Annotated in this window: 19 protein-coding genes and 1 riboswitch; of the genes, 7 read left to right on the top strand and 12 right to left on the bottom strand. The window is 54.5% G+C overall.

Features of this window, described 5'->3' with window-relative positions:
- Positions 1 to 129 precede the first annotated feature (129 nt).
- From BLR64_RS06820 to BLR64_RS06790, 7 genes are all read right to left on the bottom strand, one after another.
- Positions 130 to 870, bottom strand: a complete 741-nt coding sequence (locus BLR64_RS06820; protein ID WP_090713407.1) for an ABC transporter permease — start codon at positions 868 to 870, stop codon at positions 130 to 132.
- Between the two features lies 1 nt (position 871).
- Positions 872 to 1,588 (bottom strand): ABC transporter permease, encoded by a 717-nt coding sequence (locus BLR64_RS06815; RefSeq protein WP_090713406.1) that lies wholly within the window; start codon positions 1,586 to 1,588, stop codon positions 872 to 874.
- The gene (locus BLR64_RS06810) at positions 1,585 to 2,496 is read right to left on the bottom strand and encodes an ABC transporter ATP-binding protein (protein ID WP_090713405.1); all 912 of its coding nucleotides are present in this window, start codon (positions 2,494 to 2,496) and stop codon (positions 1,585 to 1,587) included. Before BLR64_RS06810 ends, BLR64_RS06815 begins: the two co-directional genes overlap by 4 nt.
- A gap of 61 nt (positions 2,497 to 2,557) precedes the next feature.
- Complete coding sequence (locus tag BLR64_RS06805; protein WP_090713404.1) at positions 2,558 to 3,994, bottom strand: sensor histidine kinase; 1,437 nt, start codon at positions 3,992 to 3,994, stop codon at positions 2,558 to 2,560.
- Entirely contained in the window at positions 3,991 to 4,665 is a 675-nt protein-coding gene (locus tag BLR64_RS06800) for a response regulator transcription factor (protein WP_090713403.1), read from the bottom strand. The genes BLR64_RS06805 and BLR64_RS06800 overlap by 4 nt, the downstream gene beginning before the upstream one ends.
- Positions 4,666 to 4,760: 95 nt before the next feature.
- Positions 4,761 to 5,798, bottom strand: a complete 1,038-nt coding sequence (locus BLR64_RS06795) for an EAL domain-containing protein (protein WP_090713402.1) — start codon at positions 5,796 to 5,798, stop codon at positions 4,761 to 4,763.
- A 230-nt stretch (positions 5,799 to 6,028) separates the two neighbouring features.
- On the bottom strand, positions 6,029 to 6,466 hold the full coding sequence (locus BLR64_RS06790; protein WP_068723645.1) for a pyridoxamine 5'-phosphate oxidase family protein: 438 nt from the start codon (positions 6,464 to 6,466) through the stop codon (positions 6,029 to 6,031).
- Between the two features lie 236 nt (positions 6,467 to 6,702).
- Between BLR64_RS06790 and BLR64_RS06785 the strand changes: the two genes are divergently transcribed.
- The 5 genes from BLR64_RS06785 (at position 6,703) to BLR64_RS06765 (ending at position 11,942) form a co-directional block, all read left to right on the top strand.
- Positions 6,703 to 8,163 (top strand): hypothetical protein, encoded by a 1,461-nt coding sequence (locus BLR64_RS06785; RefSeq protein WP_090713401.1) that lies wholly within the window; start codon positions 6,703 to 6,705, stop codon positions 8,161 to 8,163.
- Positions 8,164 to 8,234: 71 nt separating this feature from the next.
- A riboswitch (TPP riboswitch) is annotated at positions 8,235 to 8,347 on the top strand.
- Positions 8,348 to 8,474: 127 nt separating this feature from the next.
- Positions 8,475 to 9,539, top strand: coding sequence for an ABC transporter substrate-binding protein (locus BLR64_RS06780; protein ID WP_090713400.1), 1,065 nt, complete (start codon positions 8,475 to 8,477; stop codon positions 9,537 to 9,539).
- A 47-nt stretch (positions 9,540 to 9,586) separates the two neighbouring features.
- Positions 9,587 to 9,877 (top strand): thiamine-binding protein, encoded by a 291-nt coding sequence (locus BLR64_RS06775; RefSeq protein WP_090713399.1) that lies wholly within the window; start codon positions 9,587 to 9,589, stop codon positions 9,875 to 9,877.
- Positions 9,874 to 10,635 (top strand): ABC transporter permease, encoded by a 762-nt coding sequence (locus BLR64_RS06770; RefSeq protein ID WP_090713398.1) that lies wholly within the window; start codon positions 9,874 to 9,876, stop codon positions 10,633 to 10,635. Before BLR64_RS06775 ends, BLR64_RS06770 begins: the two co-directional genes overlap by 4 nt.
- A gap of 398 nt (positions 10,636 to 11,033) precedes the next feature.
- Positions 11,034 to 11,942, top strand: a complete 909-nt coding sequence (locus BLR64_RS06765) for an ABC transporter ATP-binding protein (protein WP_208607141.1) — start codon at positions 11,034 to 11,036, stop codon at positions 11,940 to 11,942.
- 142 nt (positions 11,943 to 12,084) lie between these two features.
- Here the strand turns inward: BLR64_RS06765 and BLR64_RS06760 are convergent, their stop codons facing one another.
- From BLR64_RS06760 to BLR64_RS06740, 5 genes are all read right to left on the bottom strand, one after another.
- Positions 12,085 to 12,279, bottom strand: coding sequence for a hypothetical protein (locus BLR64_RS06760; protein WP_090713397.1), 195 nt, complete (start codon positions 12,277 to 12,279; stop codon positions 12,085 to 12,087).
- A gap of 220 nt (positions 12,280 to 12,499) precedes the next feature.
- Positions 12,500 to 13,279, bottom strand: coding sequence for an oxygen-insensitive NADPH nitroreductase (nfsA, locus tag BLR64_RS06755; RefSeq protein ID WP_244157629.1), 780 nt, complete (start codon positions 13,277 to 13,279; stop codon positions 12,500 to 12,502).
- A 27-nt stretch (positions 13,280 to 13,306) separates the two neighbouring features.
- Positions 13,307 to 15,760: a heavy metal translocating P-type ATPase gene (locus BLR64_RS06750; protein ID WP_090713396.1), complete on the bottom strand. Its 2,454-nt coding sequence runs from the start codon at positions 15,758 to 15,760 to the stop codon at positions 13,307 to 13,309.
- A gap of 218 nt (positions 15,761 to 15,978) precedes the next feature.
- On the bottom strand, positions 15,979 to 16,179 hold the full coding sequence (gene copZ, locus BLR64_RS06745) for a copper chaperone CopZ (RefSeq protein ID WP_068723633.1): 201 nt from the start codon (positions 16,177 to 16,179) through the stop codon (positions 15,979 to 15,981).
- 49 nt (positions 16,180 to 16,228) lie between these two features.
- Positions 16,229 to 16,570 (bottom strand): metal-sensitive transcriptional regulator, encoded by a 342-nt coding sequence (locus BLR64_RS06740; RefSeq protein ID WP_090713395.1) that lies wholly within the window; start codon positions 16,568 to 16,570, stop codon positions 16,229 to 16,231.
- Positions 16,571 to 16,735: 165 nt separating this feature from the next.
- On the opposite strand from BLR64_RS06740, the gene BLR64_RS06735 reads away from it, so the two are divergent.
- Together BLR64_RS06735 and BLR64_RS06730 are read left to right on the top strand one after the other, a co-directional pair.
- Positions 16,736 to 17,323, top strand: coding sequence for a DUF5317 domain-containing protein (locus tag BLR64_RS06735; protein WP_090713394.1), 588 nt, complete (start codon positions 16,736 to 16,738; stop codon positions 17,321 to 17,323).
- 253 nt (positions 17,324 to 17,576) lie between these two features.
- Positions 17,577 to 19,415: a bifunctional diguanylate cyclase/phosphohydrolase gene (locus tag BLR64_RS06730; protein WP_090713393.1), complete on the top strand. Its 1,839-nt coding sequence runs from the start codon at positions 17,577 to 17,579 to the stop codon at positions 19,413 to 19,415.
- Positions 19,416 to 19,675: the final 260 nt, after the last annotated feature.

The following is a 19,675-nucleotide window of genomic DNA, read 5'->3' as shown; positions in this document are numbered from 1 at the left end:
CCGGTCGTTAATAAGATTCTCTACGATTAATTATAGAAAAAACTTCGGACAATGTCCATTGAGCTGACCGCAGAGTGTACTGGGAAGGGGACGGGTGACAATTCACAGGTACCGGGCGGTTAAGCCGTCCTAGACCGCCTTGCGCCGGAAAGCCAGCAGACCGGCAGCCAGGAACACAATCAGACTGGCGGATACTACAAGCATCAGCGTCTGTGCCGGCAGATGAAATGCGCCGAACTCGTCTCCTCCGAAGGGTGACATGGCAAGCAGAGGCTGGGCCCACGGATAATAGGGCCCGTACGTGGCCGAGTTGACGATCAGCATATTGGGGATGGTCAGGCTGACATTGAGCGCCAGCGGTGCGCCGAAGCTGCTCCAGCCCTGGGATACACCCAGCTGCAGCGCAGCAAGCGGCAGACAGGCGAACCAGCCGCCCGCTATGCTTGAGAGGAACAGCGGCCAGGGTACAGGCCCTTGAGCCCCGCGGTACAGGCCCATGCCCAGCAGGGCCGCCAGAAAAGCCAGCTGGACGCAGGCCAGCAGCGCCATAATAACAGTAAACTTCGCAAGGTATACCGATGTTCGTGTTACAGGAAGCGAGAGCAGCATCTTCCAGCCGCCGTCAGTGTGTTCGGCGCGGCAGATGAGCGCCGCAAAGAGTCCTGTGAGTACAGGAAGAAACAATAAGGCATGCATCAGGGACATGACATTCAGCAGTATCTGCCAGGATAACAGCTCTCCATCCTCCTGCACATTAGCCAGAGCACCCACCGGCAGCGCGATGACCGGACTGATGACAACCAGCAGCCAGATAAAGGACTTCGACAGCTTCATTCTCTCCGCCGAGAGAATTCTCCAGAACCTCCGCATCTTAGTCCACATCCTTTCGCGCGAAATGAATAGCTCCGGGCAGGATCATCAGCAGGCCAAGCAGCAGGCCGGACGTGATGAACAGCCATGGGGACTCTGCCTCCCAGGCAAGGGCAGGCCAGGTCAGCGGCATCCATTCGGACAAATACATGGAGAAGATGCTGAGCAGCGACAGCGTAATTCCGACAGCTACAGGAAAGGTCTGATTGCGGCTGGAAAGGGAGAGCCACAACTGCAGCGCAATGACCGGCAGCGCACCGGCATAAGAAGCAAAACCAAGCCGCAGGATATCGGCATAAGGTACCGGCTGGGAGCCGAAGCCAAGGATCAGCCCCAGGCCCAGAGTCCCGGCGGACAGCAGCAGACAGGAGCAGACCAGCAGCAGCAGGCAAAGCAGCAGCTTGGCCATGAATACGGAGGTGCGTGAAACCGGAAGGGCCAGCAGCTGCTTCCACGAGCTCATCTGATGCTCCACATTCGCAATCAGGGAACAGATCAGCGTTCCGCCCAGATAGAGGGCGATCGGTACGAAGCCGGCAACATTGCCGAGCAGTCCTTCCCATAGATCTGACTGGTACTGCCCTTTCAGATAATCATAACGGATGCCAAAGTTCAGCCCCTGCATCGCAGTAAGACCGAGGGGTCCAAGAAAGACAAGGAACCACAGGCCTTTGCCGCGTATTTTGAGCCAATCCGCCGACAGCGCCCGCCACATCATGACACTCCTCCCTCAACAACCTGCAGGAAGAATTGTTCCAGGGACTGCCGCCGTTCCTCGACCCGGTAGACCGCATGCCCGTTCTCTACCAGCTCTTTGATCAGCAGTGCTACGCGGGCATCACTCATGCGGGGTAGAATAACCCGGCTCTCCTGCAGGGACCCTCCGCAGCCCCGCCGCTTGGCTAGTTCCAGGGCAGCCTCCGGCTCAGATACCGCAAGCCGGAGATCGCCTGCGGCCTGCTCCTGCAGATGGGCGATCGTATCCTGATAGACCATCTTGCCCTGGCGGATAATGCCCACGGTATCGGCCATTTGCTCGATCTCGCTGAGCAGATGGCTTGAGACGAGCACTGTAATCCCATGCTCAGCTGGCAATCGCTTGATCAGCGACCGGATCTCCTGGATACCGGAAGGGTCAAGCCCGTTCGTGGGCTCATCCAGAATCAGCAGCTCAGGGCTGCCCAGCAGGGCGGCAGCAATCCCCAGACGCTGCTTCATACCGAGCGAAAACCCCTTAACCGGACGCTTCTCTTCACCGGTCAGGGAGACAATATCAAGCACCTCGGCAATCCGGGACTTGGGAGCATCCAGAATCCGGCGGATCGCCTCCAGATTATCCACTGCATTCAGATGCCCGTAGTAGGACGGCGACTCCACAAGCGAGCCCACCTTCCGCAGAATCTGCAGCCTGTGCTTCCGCAGCTCCTGTCCGAAGATTTCAATCCGTCCGGAGGTAGGCTTGATCAGACCCAGCAGCATACGGATGGTTGTCGTTTTACCTGCTCCATTCGGTCCGAGGAAGCCGTAGATTTCACCCCGGCCGATATTCAGCTCCAAGTGCTCGACCGCAGCCCGGCCGCGGTACACCTTTCTTAAACCTGTCGTTTTGATTACCGTTGATTTCATTAGTCGTTCACCTCGGTATTCAGCATAACGCCCCGAGGTTAAAGCAGCGGCCGCAGCAAGTTTAAATTTTGTTTAAATTATTCGCCTGCGGCTGGGTAATTTCAATGGATGTTCCCTGCTGGGAGCTGACAGTCTTCCGGGCAAGCTCCATCCGGTTCAGCAGCAGATCAACAATCGACAGGCCAAGCCCTGCACCCGCTGCTTCCGGAGTGCTGTCCATCCCCTGTCCGCGGTCAGAGATGACAACCGCACGCCCGGCTTCCCGCGTTACCGTCCGCACGCCGACATATTTTCCGCTGCGCGCGTGGCGGACAATGTTCTGAAACAGATTATCGAGAATCCGCCGGAACCAGCTCTCGTCGATGATCCAGTATAAGGGCTCCCCCTCCAGGCTGATGTCCACCTCGAACCCGTCCTTTTCCCACAGTGGATACCAGGCAGCCGCACTTTCCCGCAATATACGCAGCACATCCTTGCGCTCAGGATTCAGAGTCACCCGGCCGCTGCTGAGCAGGTTGTAGGACAGCAGATTATCAATGAGGCCGCTGAGGCTTTCAATCCGCTCGTCCATTAGCAGAATGGACTCCTGCCCGCGCCGGGACAAGCCTTCCTTGCCCAGCACATGGAGATGGCTGCGTATTACGGTCAGCGGCGTCCGCAGATCATGCGACAGGTCGGCGACCAGCCGCTTGCGCAGCCCTTCCTCCTCAGCCTCCCGCCTGCGGCTCACAGTCAGCTCTGCGACCATATGATTGAACGCCTCCTCCAGACGGCCGATTTCATCCGCCTTGCCGGGTGCGATGGGTTCAGGGATGCCGGCGCCTCCGGTGAAGCTCATGGCTGTCTGCAGCCGCAGCAGGCGCCTGCGGATTCCGGTGAAGAACAGCCAGGATACCGCAACAAACAGCGCGAAAAAGATCAGCAGTACGAGAATATACCAGGAGCTCAGGCTCTGGAACCGGTAGGCCTCGGTAATCTTCTCGGGTATCTGCATAACCAGAAAGCCTTCACCGGCATCTGCGCGGTCGCCTATGAATGCGACTATGGCCAGCGGTTCCTGCCTGGCCGCATCCTTCATGAAAGCAATAGCTTCCGGTGCGCTCCACTGTGCAGGTATTCTGTCCATGCCAAGCTGCCCCTGAAGCTGCGGGTCCTCCGGTGTATGAATCTGCCGGGTCTGCCCGCCTCCGTCCACCCAGAACATGGCGGCCAGCGGATAGCTGCCGCTCAGCTCCTCCAGCCTGCGGTCGATCGCATCAGGAGTCTGCCCGGACAAGCTCAACGCCTCCTGATGCCACTGCTCCTCCAGTGCCGTGATGTTGGAATACAGCTTATATTCCTCCGGCGGTTTTTCGGCAGTCTGCAGATTAAACAGATTATAGCCCGCAAAGGTCAGAGGTATACCGACCGGAATAAACAGCAGCGCTGCTACAATAATCAGCAGATAACGGGACAGCAGGGACTGCTGGCGCCCGCCCAGGCTCCTCCGCCCGCTCATGCCCTCACCCTATAGCCAATCCCCCGGACGGTCTCAATAATCTCCGGAGCAGCCGGATCAAGCTCCAGCTTCTCGCGCAGATAGCGGATATGTACCATCAATGTCTTATCCCCTTCAATATAGGCCTCGCCCCAGACGGCTTCATAGATCTGTTCCTTGGTCAGGATCTGCCCGAGATGGCGCAGCATATAGGTAAAGATCTGAAATTGCTTGCCGGTAAGCAGAATCTCGCGGCCGGTCGCCGCTTCCTGAATCACGTTGTTGCCCTCATACACAACAAGATGTTTAAGCACTAGCGGCGCAGGCTCGGCAGCACCGGTTCGCCGTAGCAGCACTTCAATCCTGGCTGCGAGTTCGTCGGGATGGAACGGCTTCGTCAAATAATCATCTGCGAACTCCAGCCCCTGCAGCTTGTCGTCTATGGAGGTACGGGCGGATAACATCAGGACCGGCATCTCCGGATAGGCCCGTTTCAGCCGCTGTCCGACGGTGAAGCCATCAAGCCCCGGCAGCATGACATCCAGAATGGCCAGCTGACAGCCTGCCGCAGCCTCAACTGCACCCTCGCCGCTCTGCTGCCAGCGGACCGCATACTTTCTTTCCCGCAAATCTGCAGAAACCGCGCTCCCGATCTCCCGGTCATCTTCCACATACAGCAATGTAATACCCATAGACCCTCCATTTTTTCTGAATTTGTCTCGTTCGCAAATAATCCCCGGGGCGGCGGATAAACCGCGTTCGCTCCGGGGAATATGTACTTCATACGTTATGCGCTAAATCCGAAATGTGCCGGCGGCTTGTCCTCCGGTTTGCCGAAAAGATAGCCCTGGGCAAGCTCAATGCCGATCTCCCGGCAGTACTGGAATTCTTCCCGCCGCTCGATGCCCTCGGCCAGCACACTGGCTCCAAAGGATCCGGCCCGGCTGATGATATCCTTGATTGTTCTCTGCTTGTGGTTATCCTGATCGCAATAGCTGATCAGATTCCGGTCGATCTTCACATAATCCGGCTTGAGGCTGGACATGACCTCCACGGTCGAATACCCTGCTCCGACATCATCAAGCGCGACCCGCATCCCTTGTCTGCGGTATTCTGTAAAAATAGCCTGCAGATGGTCCATGTTACTGATTTTCTCTGTCTCCACTACCTCGAACACAAAGTCCTCCGGGTCCTGATCCAATCGTTCGATGGCCTCAAAGGTGTGGGTAAGGCAAAAATTCGGATTATAAATGGAGGATGGCAAAAAATTAACGAAACGTTTAATACCCCTGGGCAGCAGCTTCGCACTGGTCTCAATGGCCGAAATGCGCGCAGCACGGTCCAGAAAAGAATGAAACCCGGTCTGCCGGGCGATTTCAAACAGCTCGTAGGGCTGAAAAGCACTTCCCTCGGGCAACGGCCGCAGCAGCAGTTCAAAGCCCACAATCTCCTCGGTAAAATTCACAATAGGCTGCATGTGGCTGGTAAAGTCATGATTGGAAATGATGGAAATCAGATTGTCGTTGGCGAATCTTATTTCTAGCTGCTCCAAGGAGACCCAGCGCTCTGCTGTCAGGCGGCCTGACTTGCCGCTGATGCACAGCTTCAGATGAGTATCCGCTTGTTCCTGCAGTATGGCCAGAAGCTTCAGCAGCTCAAAGAGCGCCTCTCTGGAAGTGTACGGGATCTCCCCCGTATTCTTCCCTGCTGTAAACTCCACTCCCGAAGCTCTCAATGCAGAAGCAATCACAAAGGTACACGGCCGAAACCGGATTTCCCCCTCATCCTCCACCGGCTCAATGGCAGAGCAGTCCCTACAGTTCATAGACATCCTCCCTCGCATCAAATGTCGAACCCTAAGTGTAGCCATTATATCATGATCTGCCAATTTTTAGCCATGTGGTGATGCAAAATGACGGCTTTAACCTTTTTTTGCAGGTTAAGGTCAGATTCCGGCAGCCGGTACATCCCAAAAAAGCCACCTGCGGAACCGGAGTCCGCGGGTGGCTGTATTTGATGCCGGCTGCTCTGTCTGCTACGCTGCCCGGAAAGCTGTTATTTCCCTGCAGTAGCACCAGGCTGCCAGACGCCGTGCTCTTTGTTTTTGCCCATATACTCAATGCGTGTAGGTGTAAGCTCCAGGATAACATAATCCGGATCATCCGGTCCCTTGAACCACTCCTCCAGCGACTTGTTCCAGACCTTGGAGCGCAGGCTGTCATCCTTGGTGACGGAAGCTCTGGCTTCAATCTCAAGCACATCCCTGCCGCCGCCCTGTTCATATCCAAGCAGCAGAAAAGCATTCGGGTTCTCCTGCAGCTCTTCTACCTTATGCGTTTTGCGATTGGTAGCCAGATAAATATTCAGTCCGTCATGAAATACCGCCATATACCGCACCTTTGGTTTGTTGCCGGCTTCAATCGTGCCAAAGGAACCGAACTTGTTGTCATCCAGCGCCTTGAGGATAGTCTGCTCCAGCTCATTGTTATTCATGGACGAAATAGCTCCTTTCAGAAATCTTGCAGATACATATTTTATATATCCGCATTCGCAGTTTGGATTTATCATAATAATTGTGCTTACTATAGTGTACCCCCTTCATTCACATTGAATCCGGGACAAATCCATGAACAGATCCCGCTGTACGGGTAAGGCTTAGCGTTGCTAGCTGCCAGTTAGGGTAATACTACACAATACTGATATTCTGAAAAATAAGGTGGAACCTGTGTATGACTAAGCTTTTGGCTGAATCTCCCGAACCGGTGTTACATACTGCGCTGCTGCAGTTCATTTTTCCCTTTTCCATTCAAAACGGTGAGGACGACAAGCTGATCGGGCAGCTCAAGCAGGACGGCTTCACACGCTTTTTTCTGGATAACAAAGAGCTTGAGGATGCCTATTACGGAGAAGGCTACTGCGTATCGCATGAAAAAATGGAGCGCAGCTACCTCCCCTTCGCAGCCCATGTGCTGTTTCCGCGCGAGAAGGACAAGGACTCCTTCCGCCGCTTCTCCAAGGTTAACGATCTGGCAAGCACGCTTAATATGCCCGGCCGGTCCATTCCCTTCCGGGTACTCTCGACCGATATTTTTCTTTGTCCGTTTCAGGTTGGCTTTCTGACCATCCGGACCCAGCTGGTGGATGCTCCGTTGCCGTTCAGCGTGGCGCTGGAATTTGCCGACCGTTTCCGTACCCTTGAGGATGCCACGCTGGAGGATAAAGGAACCATTATTCAGTGTGGTGAGAATTCCTTTGATCTGGTGGAGGATTTTGTATTTGAAAATCTTGCGCCCAGCCTGAGGCTGTTTCTGGACCAGTCCGAGCTTAACGGGGCTTATTTTGAGACGCTGCCCTTCTTCGTGGATGAACGGATGATGGTCCAGGCCTTTTACGGCTTTGTACCTGACGATGACGAAGATGAGCTGGACATCGGGCTGAGATTCCGTGCCTCCCAGCTGGACGGGCTTGACGCAGATGGCAGTCCTTATATGAGCGCAAGCGACAAGGATTACATCAGCGATTATTGCCGGGAGCATTCCTACAACCGCTGGGGTCCGGACACCTACTATATGACCAATGAGCAGACCTTCAGCTGCCTCAGCAGAGCCAAGCCCGAAATCGCCACCAGGCTGGCCAACCAGATGTACGGCGAGTATTACTACGGACTGCTGCTGAGTATTTTCCATAAAATCGTGCTGCTGAAGCTGTCCAACCTGCACTCCCGCCTGCGCATTAACCGTGACTACGATGAAATCGAGAATCTGATTTTCCTGATCAATAAATTCTCGGCCAAATTCTACTTTATGGAGCTGATTTCCCAGTCACAGGGCCGCGAGATTTTTTTCCAGCTGCGGAAGGTTTACGGCAACGATGCCTTATTCGATGAAGTGAAAATGACGCTGGACGACCTGTTCCAATACCAGGACAAGTTCCAGGCCAAACGCCGGGATACGCTGCTGATGATCCTCACTGTGTTCACAGTGGTCAGCGGCATTTACGGGATGAATCAGGTCATTGAGGATCTGAAGGCCCCGATCGACTGGAGCAAAATGAAGGACTATTCCCCATTTGAATATTTGGCGCTCTTCCTTACGTTTACCGGGATTGCCGTCAGCATCCTCCTGACATTGAAAGAGCTGTGGAACGGGATCCGCAGCCGCCGCAGGAAGCGATATTACTCCAGGGAGTAGGGAGATTGCTACTGGACAACCCCTGGCGGTGCGTCTATAATACACCGTAGAATAAGCAATACCCGATAACTTCATAGATCCAGGGGGGCTGGAATTGGCCGGCTGAGAGTGTATCCCTTTAAGATACTGACCCTTATACCTGATCTGGATAATGCCAGCGTAGGAATTCATAACTGCTTCCCGGTCCCCCGCGGCCGGAGCCTGCAACCTTGCGCAAATGACTGGCGTCCCGATTCCGGGGCGCTTTTTTTTGCATATCAGATTTAGAAACTGGAAGACTAGGGATTGCTGGAAGGAGTGAACCAAGCGAAATGGGAATCAAAATAGGCAAACTGCTCTCTCTTGCCTGCATTCTGAGTCTGGCGATTGCCGGATGCGGCAGCAACGGGGCAAACGAAGGTAACGGAGGGAACACGGCCGGGTTGAACGCTTCTCCGGAAGCTTCTGCCGGAACAGCTGTGGATGCACCGGCTGAGCTTACCAAGATTAAGGTCGCACTGGACTGGACGCCGAACACAAATCATACCGGCCTGTATGCGGCCAAGGAGCTTGGGTATTACGAGGAAGAAGGCCTTGATGTAGAGATTGTCCAGCCGGGCGCAGCCGGAGCCGATACGATGGTGCTTTCGGGCGAGGCAGCCTTCGGGATCAGCGCCCAGGAAGCACTGACGCTGGCCCGTCTGCAGGGTGTGCCGCTTGTATCCATTGCCGCCATCATTCAGCATAATACCTCCGGATTCGCTGCACCGCAGGACCGGAACATCACATCACCTAAGGATTTTGAAGGCAAGACTTACGGAGGCTGGGGCTCACCTGCTGAAGAGGCTGCCATGAAAGCCATCATGGACCCGGAAGGCGGCGATGTGAAGAAGGTCAAGCTGGTGAATATCGGGGAAGCTGATTATTTCACGGCCGTGAAGCGCGATATCGATTTTGCCTGGATCTTCTATGCTTGGACCGGTATTGAGGCCGAGCTGCGCGGGGAGCCGCTGGATATGCTCTACCTCAAGGATTACGCGCCGCAGCTTGATTACTACACGCCGATCCTGACGACCAGCGAGAAGGAAATTGCCGAGCGCCCGGAGCTGGTGAAGGCATTCCTCAAAGCGACGTCGAAAGGGTATCAGTACGCGATTGACCAGCCGGAGGCGGCAGCCGATATTCTGATCAAGGCGGTGCCGGATCTTGATTCGGAGCTTGTCCAGGCCAGCCAGAAATGGCTCAGCCCCAAATATACGGACGATGCTGCCCGCTGGGGTGAGCAGAAGGCTGAGGTCTGGCAGAACTATTCCGACTGGATGTACGGCCTGAAGCTGCTGGATCAGCCGCTGGATGTGGACAGCACGTTCACCAATGAGTTTTTGCCGGCGGAATAAAGAAGGAATAAGTGAATAATCCCATACTATTGAGAGGGTTGATTATAATGGCAAATACACTGCTTAGCATTCAGGTTATCCCTAAAACGCCTAATGGCGAAGACTCCATTCCCTATGTAGACAAAGCGATTGAAGTGATTCAGCAATCCGGCGTGAAGCACCAGGTGAATCCGCTGGAAACAACCATGGAGGGCGAGATCACCGAGCTGCTGGAGGTTGTCCGCCAGATGCATGAGGCGCTGGTTGCCGCCGGCAGCCCAAGCATCATCTCCCAGATCAAGATCGCCCATAACCCGAATGGCATCAGCATGGACAAGCTGACGGAGAAGTACCGGTGAGATCAGCCTTCAGGCAAATATGGCCGCCCTTAGTGGCGGTCATATTGTTTCTGGGGATCTGGCAGGCTGCGGTATCGTTATTTACCATCGATCCGTTTTTTCTGCCGGGTCCGGGTGCGATCGCCCGTGTTTCCGCAGATAATGCCGCCAGCATCTGGTCGCATACCGCAGCTACTCTGCGCCTTACGCTGATCGGCTTTCCGATCGGCACAGGCACCGGTCTGATTGTAGCCCTGCTGCTTCATCTGCTGCCCTGGCTGAAGCGGGCGCTGTATCCGCTGCTGATTCTCAGCCAGAATGTGCCGTCGATCGCACTCGCGCCGCTGCTGGTTATCTGGTTCGGCTTCGGCCTGCTGCCGAAGATTGTACTGATCACGCTCGTCTGCTTCTTCCCGGTGGCAGTCGCCGCTATGGGAGGCCTTGCGCAGAGCGACCGTATGATGATGAATTATATGAAGATGGCGGGAGCGAGCAAGTGGCAGATCTTTACCAAGCTGGAGCTGCCCGGCTCCCTGCCCGCCCTGTTCTCCGGCGTCAAAATCTCCGCCACCTACGCTGTAATGGGCGCCGTTGTCGCCGAATGGATCGGCGCCGACAAGGGGCTGGGCTATTACATGCTGCTGCAGAAATCAGCTTACCGCACCGACAACGTGTTTGTCGCCATCGTCATTATTGTGTTACTGAGTCTGGTGCTGTTCGCCATAATTGCCCTGGCGGAGAGATGGCTGGTCCGCTGGAAGCCGCGGAAGGCGGAATAAGGACAGGCCCGGCGGACTTGGGACCGGCTGGAAGCCTGCTGGGATCGACTTGGGACCGGGTTGGGGCAGGCTTCGGACGAATCGGGGTGGCCTAGTTGGATTTTCGCCACCTAATTGCCGCCCGGACGGCCAAAAGTCAGGATTAGTTGGATTTTCACCACCTAATTTCACCACTTTGGCCTGAAAGCAGGATTTCCGGTAAAATTAGATGGCGTTTTGCCACTTAGATTTTGATTTCAGGCGAATTCAGAGCATTTAGTTGTCGTTTTTCCCACTAATTCCAGGCAGCCGTCTGCTTACACGTATTAAACAGGAGTACATACGCGGCTGGTTGCGTTCTATATAACGTATAATCCGCAGCAAGAGATGAGCTCACCTAGAAAGGAGGTTAATGCTGTATGTCTCATCAAACAGAGAACATTGAATCATCGGCCCCTTTCATTCCTGCAGGCCACCGGAGCGGGGCTGCCAACGCTCAAGAGTCCGCAGCTGTCGACACTGACGCCGCATACGGCAACACAGCGCAGAACCAGCCTCCGGCGCTAGAGGTCAGCGGCATCTCGAAGACGTTCGGCCGCGGCCGCAGGGAGACCCGTGTGCTTAATGACGTCTCCCTTACTGTCCGGCCGCAGGAATTTGTCTCCATCCTCGGCCCGTCGGGCTGCGGCAAAAGCACCCTGTTCCACATCATCGGCGGCCTGGAGGCCCCGGATACCGGAACAGTGAGCATGAATGGCCGCACCGTTACCGGGAAGCGCGGCGAGATCAGCTACATGCCGCAGCAGCCCGCGCTTTTTCCCTGGCGAAGCACCCTGGACAACGTCCTGCTGGCCGGTGAGCTGAAGGGCGAGCCGCAGGCTGCCGCGCGGGAGAACGCCCGCCGCTGGCTCGGCCGGGTCGGGCTCGGCGGCTTCGAGCAGGCGTACCCGCACATGCTGTCCGGCGGCATGCAGCAGCGGGCCGCTTTTCTGCGCGCCCTGCTCGCTCCGCAGGAGCTGATGCTGCTCGACGAGCCGTTCAGCGCGCTCGATGCGCTGACGCGCAGCGACATGCAGCGCTGGCTGCTGGAGCTGTGGGAGGAGAACCGCCGCTCCGTGCTGTTCATCACCCACAACATTGAAGAAGCGCTGCTGCTCTCCAGCCGGATTTATGTCTTTTCCGGCCGGCCCGGCTCGATTCTCCATACCGTGGATGTCCCGTTTCCGCGGCCGCGCCGCGAGGAAATTACAGATACGCCTGAATTCCTGCAGCTCAAGCGCCAGCTGTCCCGTTGGATGCGGGAGGAGCAGGCCAAGGACAGGAAGTAGCCGGAGAGCCGGACTGTCAGGCTGCAACGCTGCGTCATGCAAGCTTTTAATACTGAAATCCCTGCCTACCTGTGAAAACAGGAGGGCAGGGATTTTTTATATAAGCAGACCAGCCGCTACGCAACTCCTAAAAAAGCAATTATTAAAATATCCACATGATTATGAAAATGATACCGGCTATAATTCCTACTGCAATCAAAAGATCGGTAACCTGCCTCCAAAAACCTGGAGGACCTTCCTGATGATATTTGCCAGCGTTTACGTCATGGTTAGCTTTATGACCACCAGGATCAGTAGAATTTGCTGCCGGAGGACCCGGGTTAGAAAAATCAGACATGATTATCATCTCCTTTTATTGATTGTAACATATTTCCACAATTTGAAGGAAGTTGCAGTGTATCAGCGGGTTTTTCATTTCCGGTTTGATCCAGCATTACGAGTTCTATTGTGCCGGCACAAAAAAGCATGGTCCCCGGCAGCACCGGTACACCATGCTTTCTAACAAATCGGCCTATCTCTGCGATCCCGGCAGGAGTCCGCCCTGATACTGAAGCGGCCTACCGCTTCATAAAGCCCTTCTCCTGCAGATAGTCCTTCATATGCAGGCGCGCAGGCTCGGCAAGACGCTTGGCCATCATAGCCGACCACGGGGTGCTGCTCTGTCCGCCGGTCCGCTTATGCATGTAATCACTGCTTACCTGGTCGTAGATCTCAACCTGGGCTGCTGTTTTCTCTTTATCATAGCCGTTGTAATGCAGCACTGCAGATAGCGGCAAGCGTGGACGCAGGCCGGATTCTCCGGCCGGAGTACCCAGGCACATGCCGAATACAGGATAGACCAGCTCAGGCAGGCCGAGCAGCTCGGATACGGCGGCGCTGTTGTTGCGGATCCCGCCGATGTAGACGACCCCGAGCCCCAGAGACTCCGCAGCAACCGCCGCATTCTGTGCAGCCAGAGCAACATCAACGGTGGCGACGATCAGGTTCTCAGTCGTGTCTTCGTAGGTCTCTGCATCGCCCAGATGCGGGCGTACGGTCTCCTTCAGCCGGTAGAGATCGGCGCACCACACCAGGAACACCGGGCACTGCTCAATATAAGCCTGATTGCCGGAGTAAGCCGAGAGCTGCGCTTTAAGTGCAGCGTCAGTCACAGCAATCACGCTGTAAGCCTGCACATTGCTGGAAGTGGAAGCCATTTGCGCCGCGCCGATAATGGCGGCAAGCTGCTCATCACTTACAGGAGTGTCCAGGTACTGGCGGACCGAGGCATGCTTCATTAACAGCGATAGGGTCTCGTTGTCCGGGCTGCCTGCCGCATTCATTTGTTTTTCACTCATTGTTATCGCTCCTTATTCTGCCGCCGGCTACAGCTTCACCCGCTGCAGCCGCAGCGCATTGAGTACAACCGACACGGAGCTGAAGGCCATTGCCGCTCCTGCGAGCCACGGCGCCAGAAAGCCCAGTGCGGCTATCGGTATCCCAATTGTATTGTAAGCGAGCGCCCAGAACAAATTTTGCTTGATATTGCGCATCGTCCGCCGGCTCATCAGTATGGCATCGGGAATACTCATCAGATCACCGCGCATAAGCGTAATGTCAGCCGCTTCCATCGCAACATCCGTACCGGTGCCAATGGCCATCCCGGTATCGGCTGTAGCCAGCGCCGGAGCGTCATTGATCCCGTCGCCGACCATGGCCACCTTGTCTCCGCCGCTTTGCAGCCTGCGGATTTCCGCTGCCTTGCCTTCGGGCAGCACCTCCGCCAGTACGGTGCGGATGCCGGCCTGCCGCGCGATTGCTTCAGCAGTCAGCTTGTTGTCGCCGGTAATCATGACAACCTCAATACCCATCTCATGCAGTCTGGCTACAGCTGCCTTAGAAGTGTCCTTGATCGTATCGGCCACAGCTACGATCCCCGCAATGCCGCCATCCACAGATACCAGCATCGCTGTCTTGCCCTCCTGCTCCAGCTTTCTCATCAGCTGGCTCCACGGACCCGGATCTGCACCACTCTCTTCCATCATCCGGCGGGTTCCTACCAGCACCGCCGCACCTTCAACAACGGCCGAAATACCCCGGCCGGGTACCGCCTGGAATTGCTCAGCCTCCGGAAGTGCAATACCGCGGGCAGCAGCTCCGGCCACTATGGCCTCGGCAAGCGGATGCTCCGAGAGCTTCTCGGCTGCTGCGGTAACAGCCAGCAGCCGGTTCTCCGCCAGCTCCCTGCCGTGGGCCGCGATGCCCGTTGTTGTCAGTATATCCGTAAGCACCGGTTTGCCGCTGGTCACCGTACCGGTCTTATCCAGTACGACGGTACGGATATCCCGCGCAGCCTCCAGATGCTCGCCGCCCTTGAACAGAATCCCGAATTCTGCAGCCCGGCCCGAGCCGGCCATGATTGAGGTCGGTGTTGCCAGTCCGAGAGCGCAGGGACAGGCGATGACGAGCACGGCAATCGCTTTTTCCAGTGCATCGGCAAACTGTCCGGGTGCCCCCCAGAGGTACCAAATGAAGAAGGTCAGAACCGCGATAGCGACAACAATCGGCACAAAAATACCGGAAATAACATCGGCAATCCGCTGAATCGGCGCTTTGGACCCCTGTGCTTCTTCCACCACCCGGATGATCTGGGCCAGGGCGGTATCGCGGCCTACCTTGCGGGCCTCAATCTTCAGCATTCCGTTCTTGTTGACTGTGGCTCCGATTACAGAGTCACCCGGCTTCTTCTCCACCGGGATGCTCTCACCCGTGAGCATGGATTCATCTACGGAAGACAAGCCTTCCAGCACCTGGCCGTCCACAGGAATCTTCGTGCCCGGCTTCACCAATACAATATCGCCTGGGATAACTTCTTCTATAGAAATGCTTATTTCGTTACCGCCTCGGATAACGAGCGCAGTCTTGGCCTGCAGCCCCATCAGGCTGCGGATCGCATCCGAGGAGCGGCCCTTGGCCAGCGCTTCAAACCATTTGCCCACCAGAATCAGCGTAATCAGGACTGAGCTGGTTTCATAGTACATATCCACCGAATGGTTCATTCCGCTCATACTAAGAGAATCTATGGTCAGATACAAGCTGTAAAAATAAGCGGCAGAGGTGCCCAGCACAACCAGCACATCCATATTGGCGCTGCCGTTCTTCAGTGCCTTATACGCACTCACATAGAACTGCCACCCGATAATGAACTGCACCGGTGTGGCGAGCACAAGCTGAAACCAGGGATTCATTAGCAGATCAGGAGCCGGAATCCATGAGGTAAAGCTAAAGTGGCCGACCATGGCCCACAGCAGCGGAAAGGACAGAATCGCTGAAATGATCCACTTATTCCGCTTGCGCACAATCTCCCGGCCGCGCTGGTCCGCTGTCTCCCGGCGGTCCTGCTTCAGTGAGGCCTTATAGCCGATGCTGCTGACTTTCTCCATAATATCCGCCGTGCTGATATTGCCCGGGGAGTATTCCACATGCGCCGTCTCCAGCGCCAGATTCACATTTACCGATGCAATCCCGGGCATCCGGCTGAGCACCTTCTCGATTCTGGCCGAGCAGGCGGCGCAGGTCATGCCCGTGATATCAAAATCCGCCGATTCCTTAAGCGTATCGTAGCCAAGGGAGCGGATTTTCTCCTCAATTTGCGGCAGAGCGGCAACCGCAGGATCGAAGCCCACCGTTGCCTGCTCCAGCGCAAGGTTTACATTGGCCCGCGATACCCCCTCCATCCGGGACAGCCCCTTCTCGATCCGGGCCGCGCAGGCAGAGCAGGTCATGCCTGTAATCTGCAGGGTTGCCTGCTGCAGTCCCGCCTCTGAACTCTTTTCCATTTGCCAAGCACCTCCATATACCCCCCAAGGGTATAAATCTTTGAACAAGTAAAAACGGCTATGCCGTCCTTCAGAGAAGGCGGTAACCGTTTCTGCGAGAAATAGAAGGAATATTTATGACGTGCAACATATAGATTCTTATATTTAAATAAAAGGCATGGATGCCACCAGACCTTCTAACGGGTCCCTGCTCCAGGCCTTTATTGCCGGATTCCGGCTTACACCACGTCGTATCCCTGATCCTCGATGGCTTCTTTAATAGCGTTCAGGCTTACTTTGCTCTCGTCATACTCCACTGCCACTTTCTTGGCCTGCAGATCCACTTTGGCAGCAGCACCCAGACCGCTTACCGCTTTCTCTACAGCACTGACGCAGTGTCCGCAGGACATTCCTTCTACAGTTAAAGTTACGTTTGACATGGCAAACCCTCCTAATATAATGTTGTTGCGGCAATTAACCTGTTATGCCCTATTTCATGAGCTTGTTGACCGTAATCAGCAGCTCGTCGATAACCTCGTGCTCTCCGGCCTCTATCCGCTCTACAATACAACTGCGCATATGCCCTTCGAGCAGCAGCTTTCCGACTCCGCCAAGCGCAGCCTGTACGGCTGCCAGCTGATTAAGCACATCATCGCAATAGGTATCGCGCTCAATCATACCCTTGATTCCGCGGATCTGCCCTTCAATCCGGTTAAGACGGGTAGCCAGTCCATTCTTGAACTCCTCTGAATGATGGCTCTTGCGTTCACCCGGTGTATGACAGCTGCTGTCGCAGGCTGCAGGAGACTGCTTCTCTTCCTTAGGTGCCATCTACATACCTCCCCGTATCCTGGCTGCAAATTCAGCTTAACATACCCCCAAGGGGTATGTCGAGAAGTTTTTTTATGAGAAAAAAAGGATTTTTATTAGATGTCAACGAACTATCCAGAAGCACAGTAAATTTTTACATATTTTATTCAGAGGCAGGTAGGCTTAATGGTTTACGATGGCATTATTATCGGTTTGATTGTCGGCTTGTTCAGAGGCGGCTTGAAACACGGCCTCGTCCAGTTCAGCAATATCCGGCTGAAGTCAGGCTGGATCTTCCCTCTGCTGCTGGTATTCCAATTTTTCATGTTTTATATTCAGGAGCGGTCGTCCACTGTAGCCGCAGCCAGCGGATATATTTATATCGCTGTGTATGTGGTCGGGCTGATTTTTTTATGGTTGAACCGGCACAACAAAGGTTTCTGGCTGATTATGATAGGCGTATTCCTGAATTTCCTGGTTATGCTTGTCAACGGAGGGAGAATGCCGGTATCTTACGAGGCGGCGTCCGTACTGGACCCGATTTATCTGGAGATGCTGAAAAGCGGCGATGCAGTGACCAAGCATTATTTGCTTGATGCCTCGACCCGCCTTGCCTTTCTGGGCGACATTATCCCGCTGTCCAGCCCTTATCCGCGTACGCAGGCTATCAGCATTGGTGATGTAGTGATGAACTTCGGCATTTTCCTGTTCATAGTCAACCTCATGACACCTGCCGCCACAACCCGGAATCCTCAGCCTGATGTGCAGGGATAAGCCGCTAATTGACTCCAGGAAGGGAGGGTTACACTGTGAAAAAGATTAAATATTCCCGTCTTGCGATCAACGCCATTATCGTGGCTTCTGTAGTTATCGCTCTGACTTCGGGCTTCAAAATTGGCGGACTATAAACGTTTCACGCGAAACAGGCGGGTATTTCCGCCTGTTTCTTTACATTACGCTATTCATTTGTTCCTAAAACTATTATTATGTACAAAGGAATATTTTGATAATGTAAAGAGGGGTCCTCATGTCTAAACTTAAATCTTTTGCTGCAACGTTGGATTCAGGCCACATGTATGCACTGTCCGTCTGCCTGATTGGCATGGGACTCTTTTCATATACAAACCGCTTTGAGTTCCTGCACTACTCCACATCCTCCTGGGTCTGGGTTTATGCGATGACCAGCGCCTGTCTTGTCCTCAACTTTTTTATGATCCAGCTCCCTCCGGAAGGCAATGAGCAGTCGCTGGATTCTTCGGTTTATCTCGCCTGCATTTTTATATTCGGACCCGGCTTCACACTAACGGTATTGCTGCTTAACTGCCTCTTTTTTGCCGTCATCGACCGCGGCACGCGCTGGTGGAAGCATCTGACCAACTTTTTTATCTACAGTATCATGATTATTGCATCCGCGGCCGTCTTTCAATACCTTGGAGGAAGCCCCGGTGCACTCGTAAATACTCAATTATTCACGTATCTCATTGTGCTGGCTGTCTATTTTTTTATGAATACCCTGCTGGTTGTCCTTTATTATTACATTCTATACCGGGCTACTTTATATGAAACAGTCAAAGATATGATCAAGGATGCAATGTTCGTCTATCTGTGCACTTTAGTGCTTTCCCTCGTATTGACTGTGCTGGTCTACCACAATCAGATTCTCGGACTGCTGCTCTTTATGTGCCTGGCGGTACTGCTCTGCCAATCCTTCAAGAAGCTGTTCTCCATGTACCGCAGCATCGAGGAGCGGGCCAACACCGACCAGCGGACAGGATTGTTCAATCACAGCTACTTCGAGGAAGTTCTGGAACAGGAAATTCAGAAATCAAGGTCCTCAGGCACGCCTTTGTCTCTGGCCATGATCGACCTTGACGACTTCAAAAAATATAATGATCATTTCGGGCATCTTCAGGGAGACAAGCTAATCTCCTTTGTCGGAGAGCTGCTGAAGACAGAGTCCCGGAAATCCGGTACCATTGCCGCCCGTTACGGCGGTGAGGAATTCACGCTGCTTATGCCCGGCTACGACAGTCTTCAGGCCCGGACCTGCATCGACCAGCTGCGCAAAAAGCTCAACAACAGCCGCTTCGACGGCGTTGAGATTTTTCCGCTCGGCTGCCTCGCCTTTTCTGCCGGTATTGCCGCCAGCAGCAGCGACATCCACGACAAATCACAGCTCGTCGACCATGCCGATCAGGCGCTCTACTACTCCAAGCGCCAGGGCAAGAACACCGTGCATACTTACGGAGAACATTCGCCGCTGGAGCAGGAGCTGGATTTCAGCCAGGACGTGCGGGATATCGAGCAACAGCTCAACCTATTCATGTACAAGGACATGGAGACCTTCCGCCACTCCAAGCGCGTCTTCCGTTATGCGATGGATATCAGCGAAATTCTCGACATGGATGCTATATCCAAAAGAAATTTCACACTCGGTGCGCTGATTCATGACATCGGCAAGCTGGAGATACCCTGGAGCATTCTCAACAAGACAGACAAGCTAGCGCCCGAGGAATGGGAGATGGTGAAATGGCATGTCACCTGGGGCAAAAAAATGGCGCTGACCAACGACAAGTTCAAGGAGCTGGCCCCTTACATCGAGCTGCACCACGAACGCTACGACGGTAAAGGCTATCCTTACGGATTCAAGGGCGAGGAGATTCCCCGCCTCTGCCGGATGCTGACGATCATTGATTCCTTTGATGCAATGACCACAGAAAGGCCGTACCAGCCGACCAAATCGTTCGAAGAAGCGGTCATTGAGCTGCGTGCCTGCGCCGGAAGCCAGTTCGACCCTGAGCTTACGGAGCTTTTTATTAACTATATTGAATCCAGAGAGCCCCGGCCCGAAAATGAGGCGATGTAGCACATCGCCTCCTCCGGCGGGCTTTTTTTGACTTATTAAAAGTATATATCGGGGTCCACGCAAAGTATCTGAGTCAGTCTCCCTGAAAAAGCTCCACTTTGTGGGGTTATTTTGTGCTGACTGCTCTGCCTCTGCCACTCCCGCATACATCCCTGACAATAAGCCTATACTCTCTACTAAATGGCGCAAAAATAAGAGTTGCCACCCTATTCAAATTTGAATATAATAAGGTCTGTTTCCACATTGAACGAAAAGGAGTC

Origin of the sequence: Paenibacillus typhae, assembly GCF_900099765.1 — a bacterium.
Classification (GTDB): Bacteria; Bacillota; Bacilli; order Paenibacillales; family Paenibacillaceae; genus Paenibacillus_AQ; species Paenibacillus_AQ typhae.
Note: the sequence above shows the minus strand (reverse complement) of the source record. Positions and strands in the feature narration are given on the sequence as shown.

Excerpts from the sequence above, each read along its gene's own strand:
- BLR64_RS06820 (WP_090713407.1), bottom strand. The coding sequence starts at position 870 with ATGCGGAGGTTCTGGAGAATTCTCTCGGCGGAGAGAATGAAGCTGTCG.
- BLR64_RS06815 (WP_090713406.1), bottom strand. The coding sequence starts at position 1,588 with ATGATGTGGCGGGCGCTGTCGGCGGATTGGCTCAAAATACGCGGCAAA.
- BLR64_RS06810 (WP_090713405.1), bottom strand. The coding sequence starts at position 2,496 with ATGAAATCAACGGTAATCAAAACGACAGGTTTAAGAAAGGTGTACCGC.
- BLR64_RS06805 (WP_090713404.1), bottom strand. The coding sequence starts at position 3,994 with ATGAGCGGGCGGAGGAGCCTGGGCGGGCGCCAGCAGTCCCTGCTGTCC.
- BLR64_RS06800 (WP_090713403.1), bottom strand. The coding sequence starts at position 4,665 with ATGGGTATTACATTGCTGTATGTGGAAGATGACCGGGAGATCGGGAGC.
- BLR64_RS06795 (WP_090713402.1), bottom strand. The coding sequence starts at position 5,798 with ATGAACTGTAGGGACTGCTCTGCCATTGAGCCGGTGGAGGATGAGGGG.
- BLR64_RS06790 (WP_068723645.1), bottom strand. The coding sequence starts at position 6,466 with ATGAATAACAATGAGCTGGAGCAGACTATCCTCAAGGCGCTGGATGAC.
- BLR64_RS06785 (WP_090713401.1), top strand. The coding sequence starts at position 6,703 with ATGACTAAGCTTTTGGCTGAATCTCCCGAACCGGTGTTACATACTGCG.
- BLR64_RS06780 (WP_090713400.1), top strand. The coding sequence starts at position 8,475 with ATGGGAATCAAAATAGGCAAACTGCTCTCTCTTGCCTGCATTCTGAGT.
- BLR64_RS06775 (WP_090713399.1), top strand. The coding sequence starts at position 9,587 with ATGGCAAATACACTGCTTAGCATTCAGGTTATCCCTAAAACGCCTAAT.
- BLR64_RS06765 (WP_208607141.1), top strand. The coding sequence starts at position 11,034 with ATGTCTCATCAAACAGAGAACATTGAATCATCGGCCCCTTTCATTCCT.
- BLR64_RS06760 (WP_090713397.1), bottom strand. The coding sequence starts at position 12,279 with ATGTCTGATTTTTCTAACCCGGGTCCTCCGGCAGCAAATTCTACTGAT.
- nfsA (WP_244157629.1), bottom strand. The coding sequence starts at position 13,279 with ATGAGTGAAAAACAAATGAATGCGGCAGGCAGCCCGGACAACGAGACC.
- BLR64_RS06750 (WP_090713396.1), bottom strand. The coding sequence starts at position 15,760 with ATGGAAAAGAGTTCAGAGGCGGGACTGCAGCAGGCAACCCTGCAGATT.
- copZ (WP_068723633.1), bottom strand. The coding sequence starts at position 16,179 with ATGTCAAACGTAACTTTAACTGTAGAAGGAATGTCCTGCGGACACTGC.
- BLR64_RS06740 (WP_090713395.1), bottom strand. The coding sequence starts at position 16,570 with ATGGCACCTAAGGAAGAGAAGCAGTCTCCTGCAGCCTGCGACAGCAGC.
- BLR64_RS06735 (WP_090713394.1), top strand. The coding sequence starts at position 16,736 with ATGGTTTACGATGGCATTATTATCGGTTTGATTGTCGGCTTGTTCAGA.
- BLR64_RS06730 (WP_090713393.1), top strand. The coding sequence starts at position 17,577 with ATGTCTAAACTTAAATCTTTTGCTGCAACGTTGGATTCAGGCCACATG.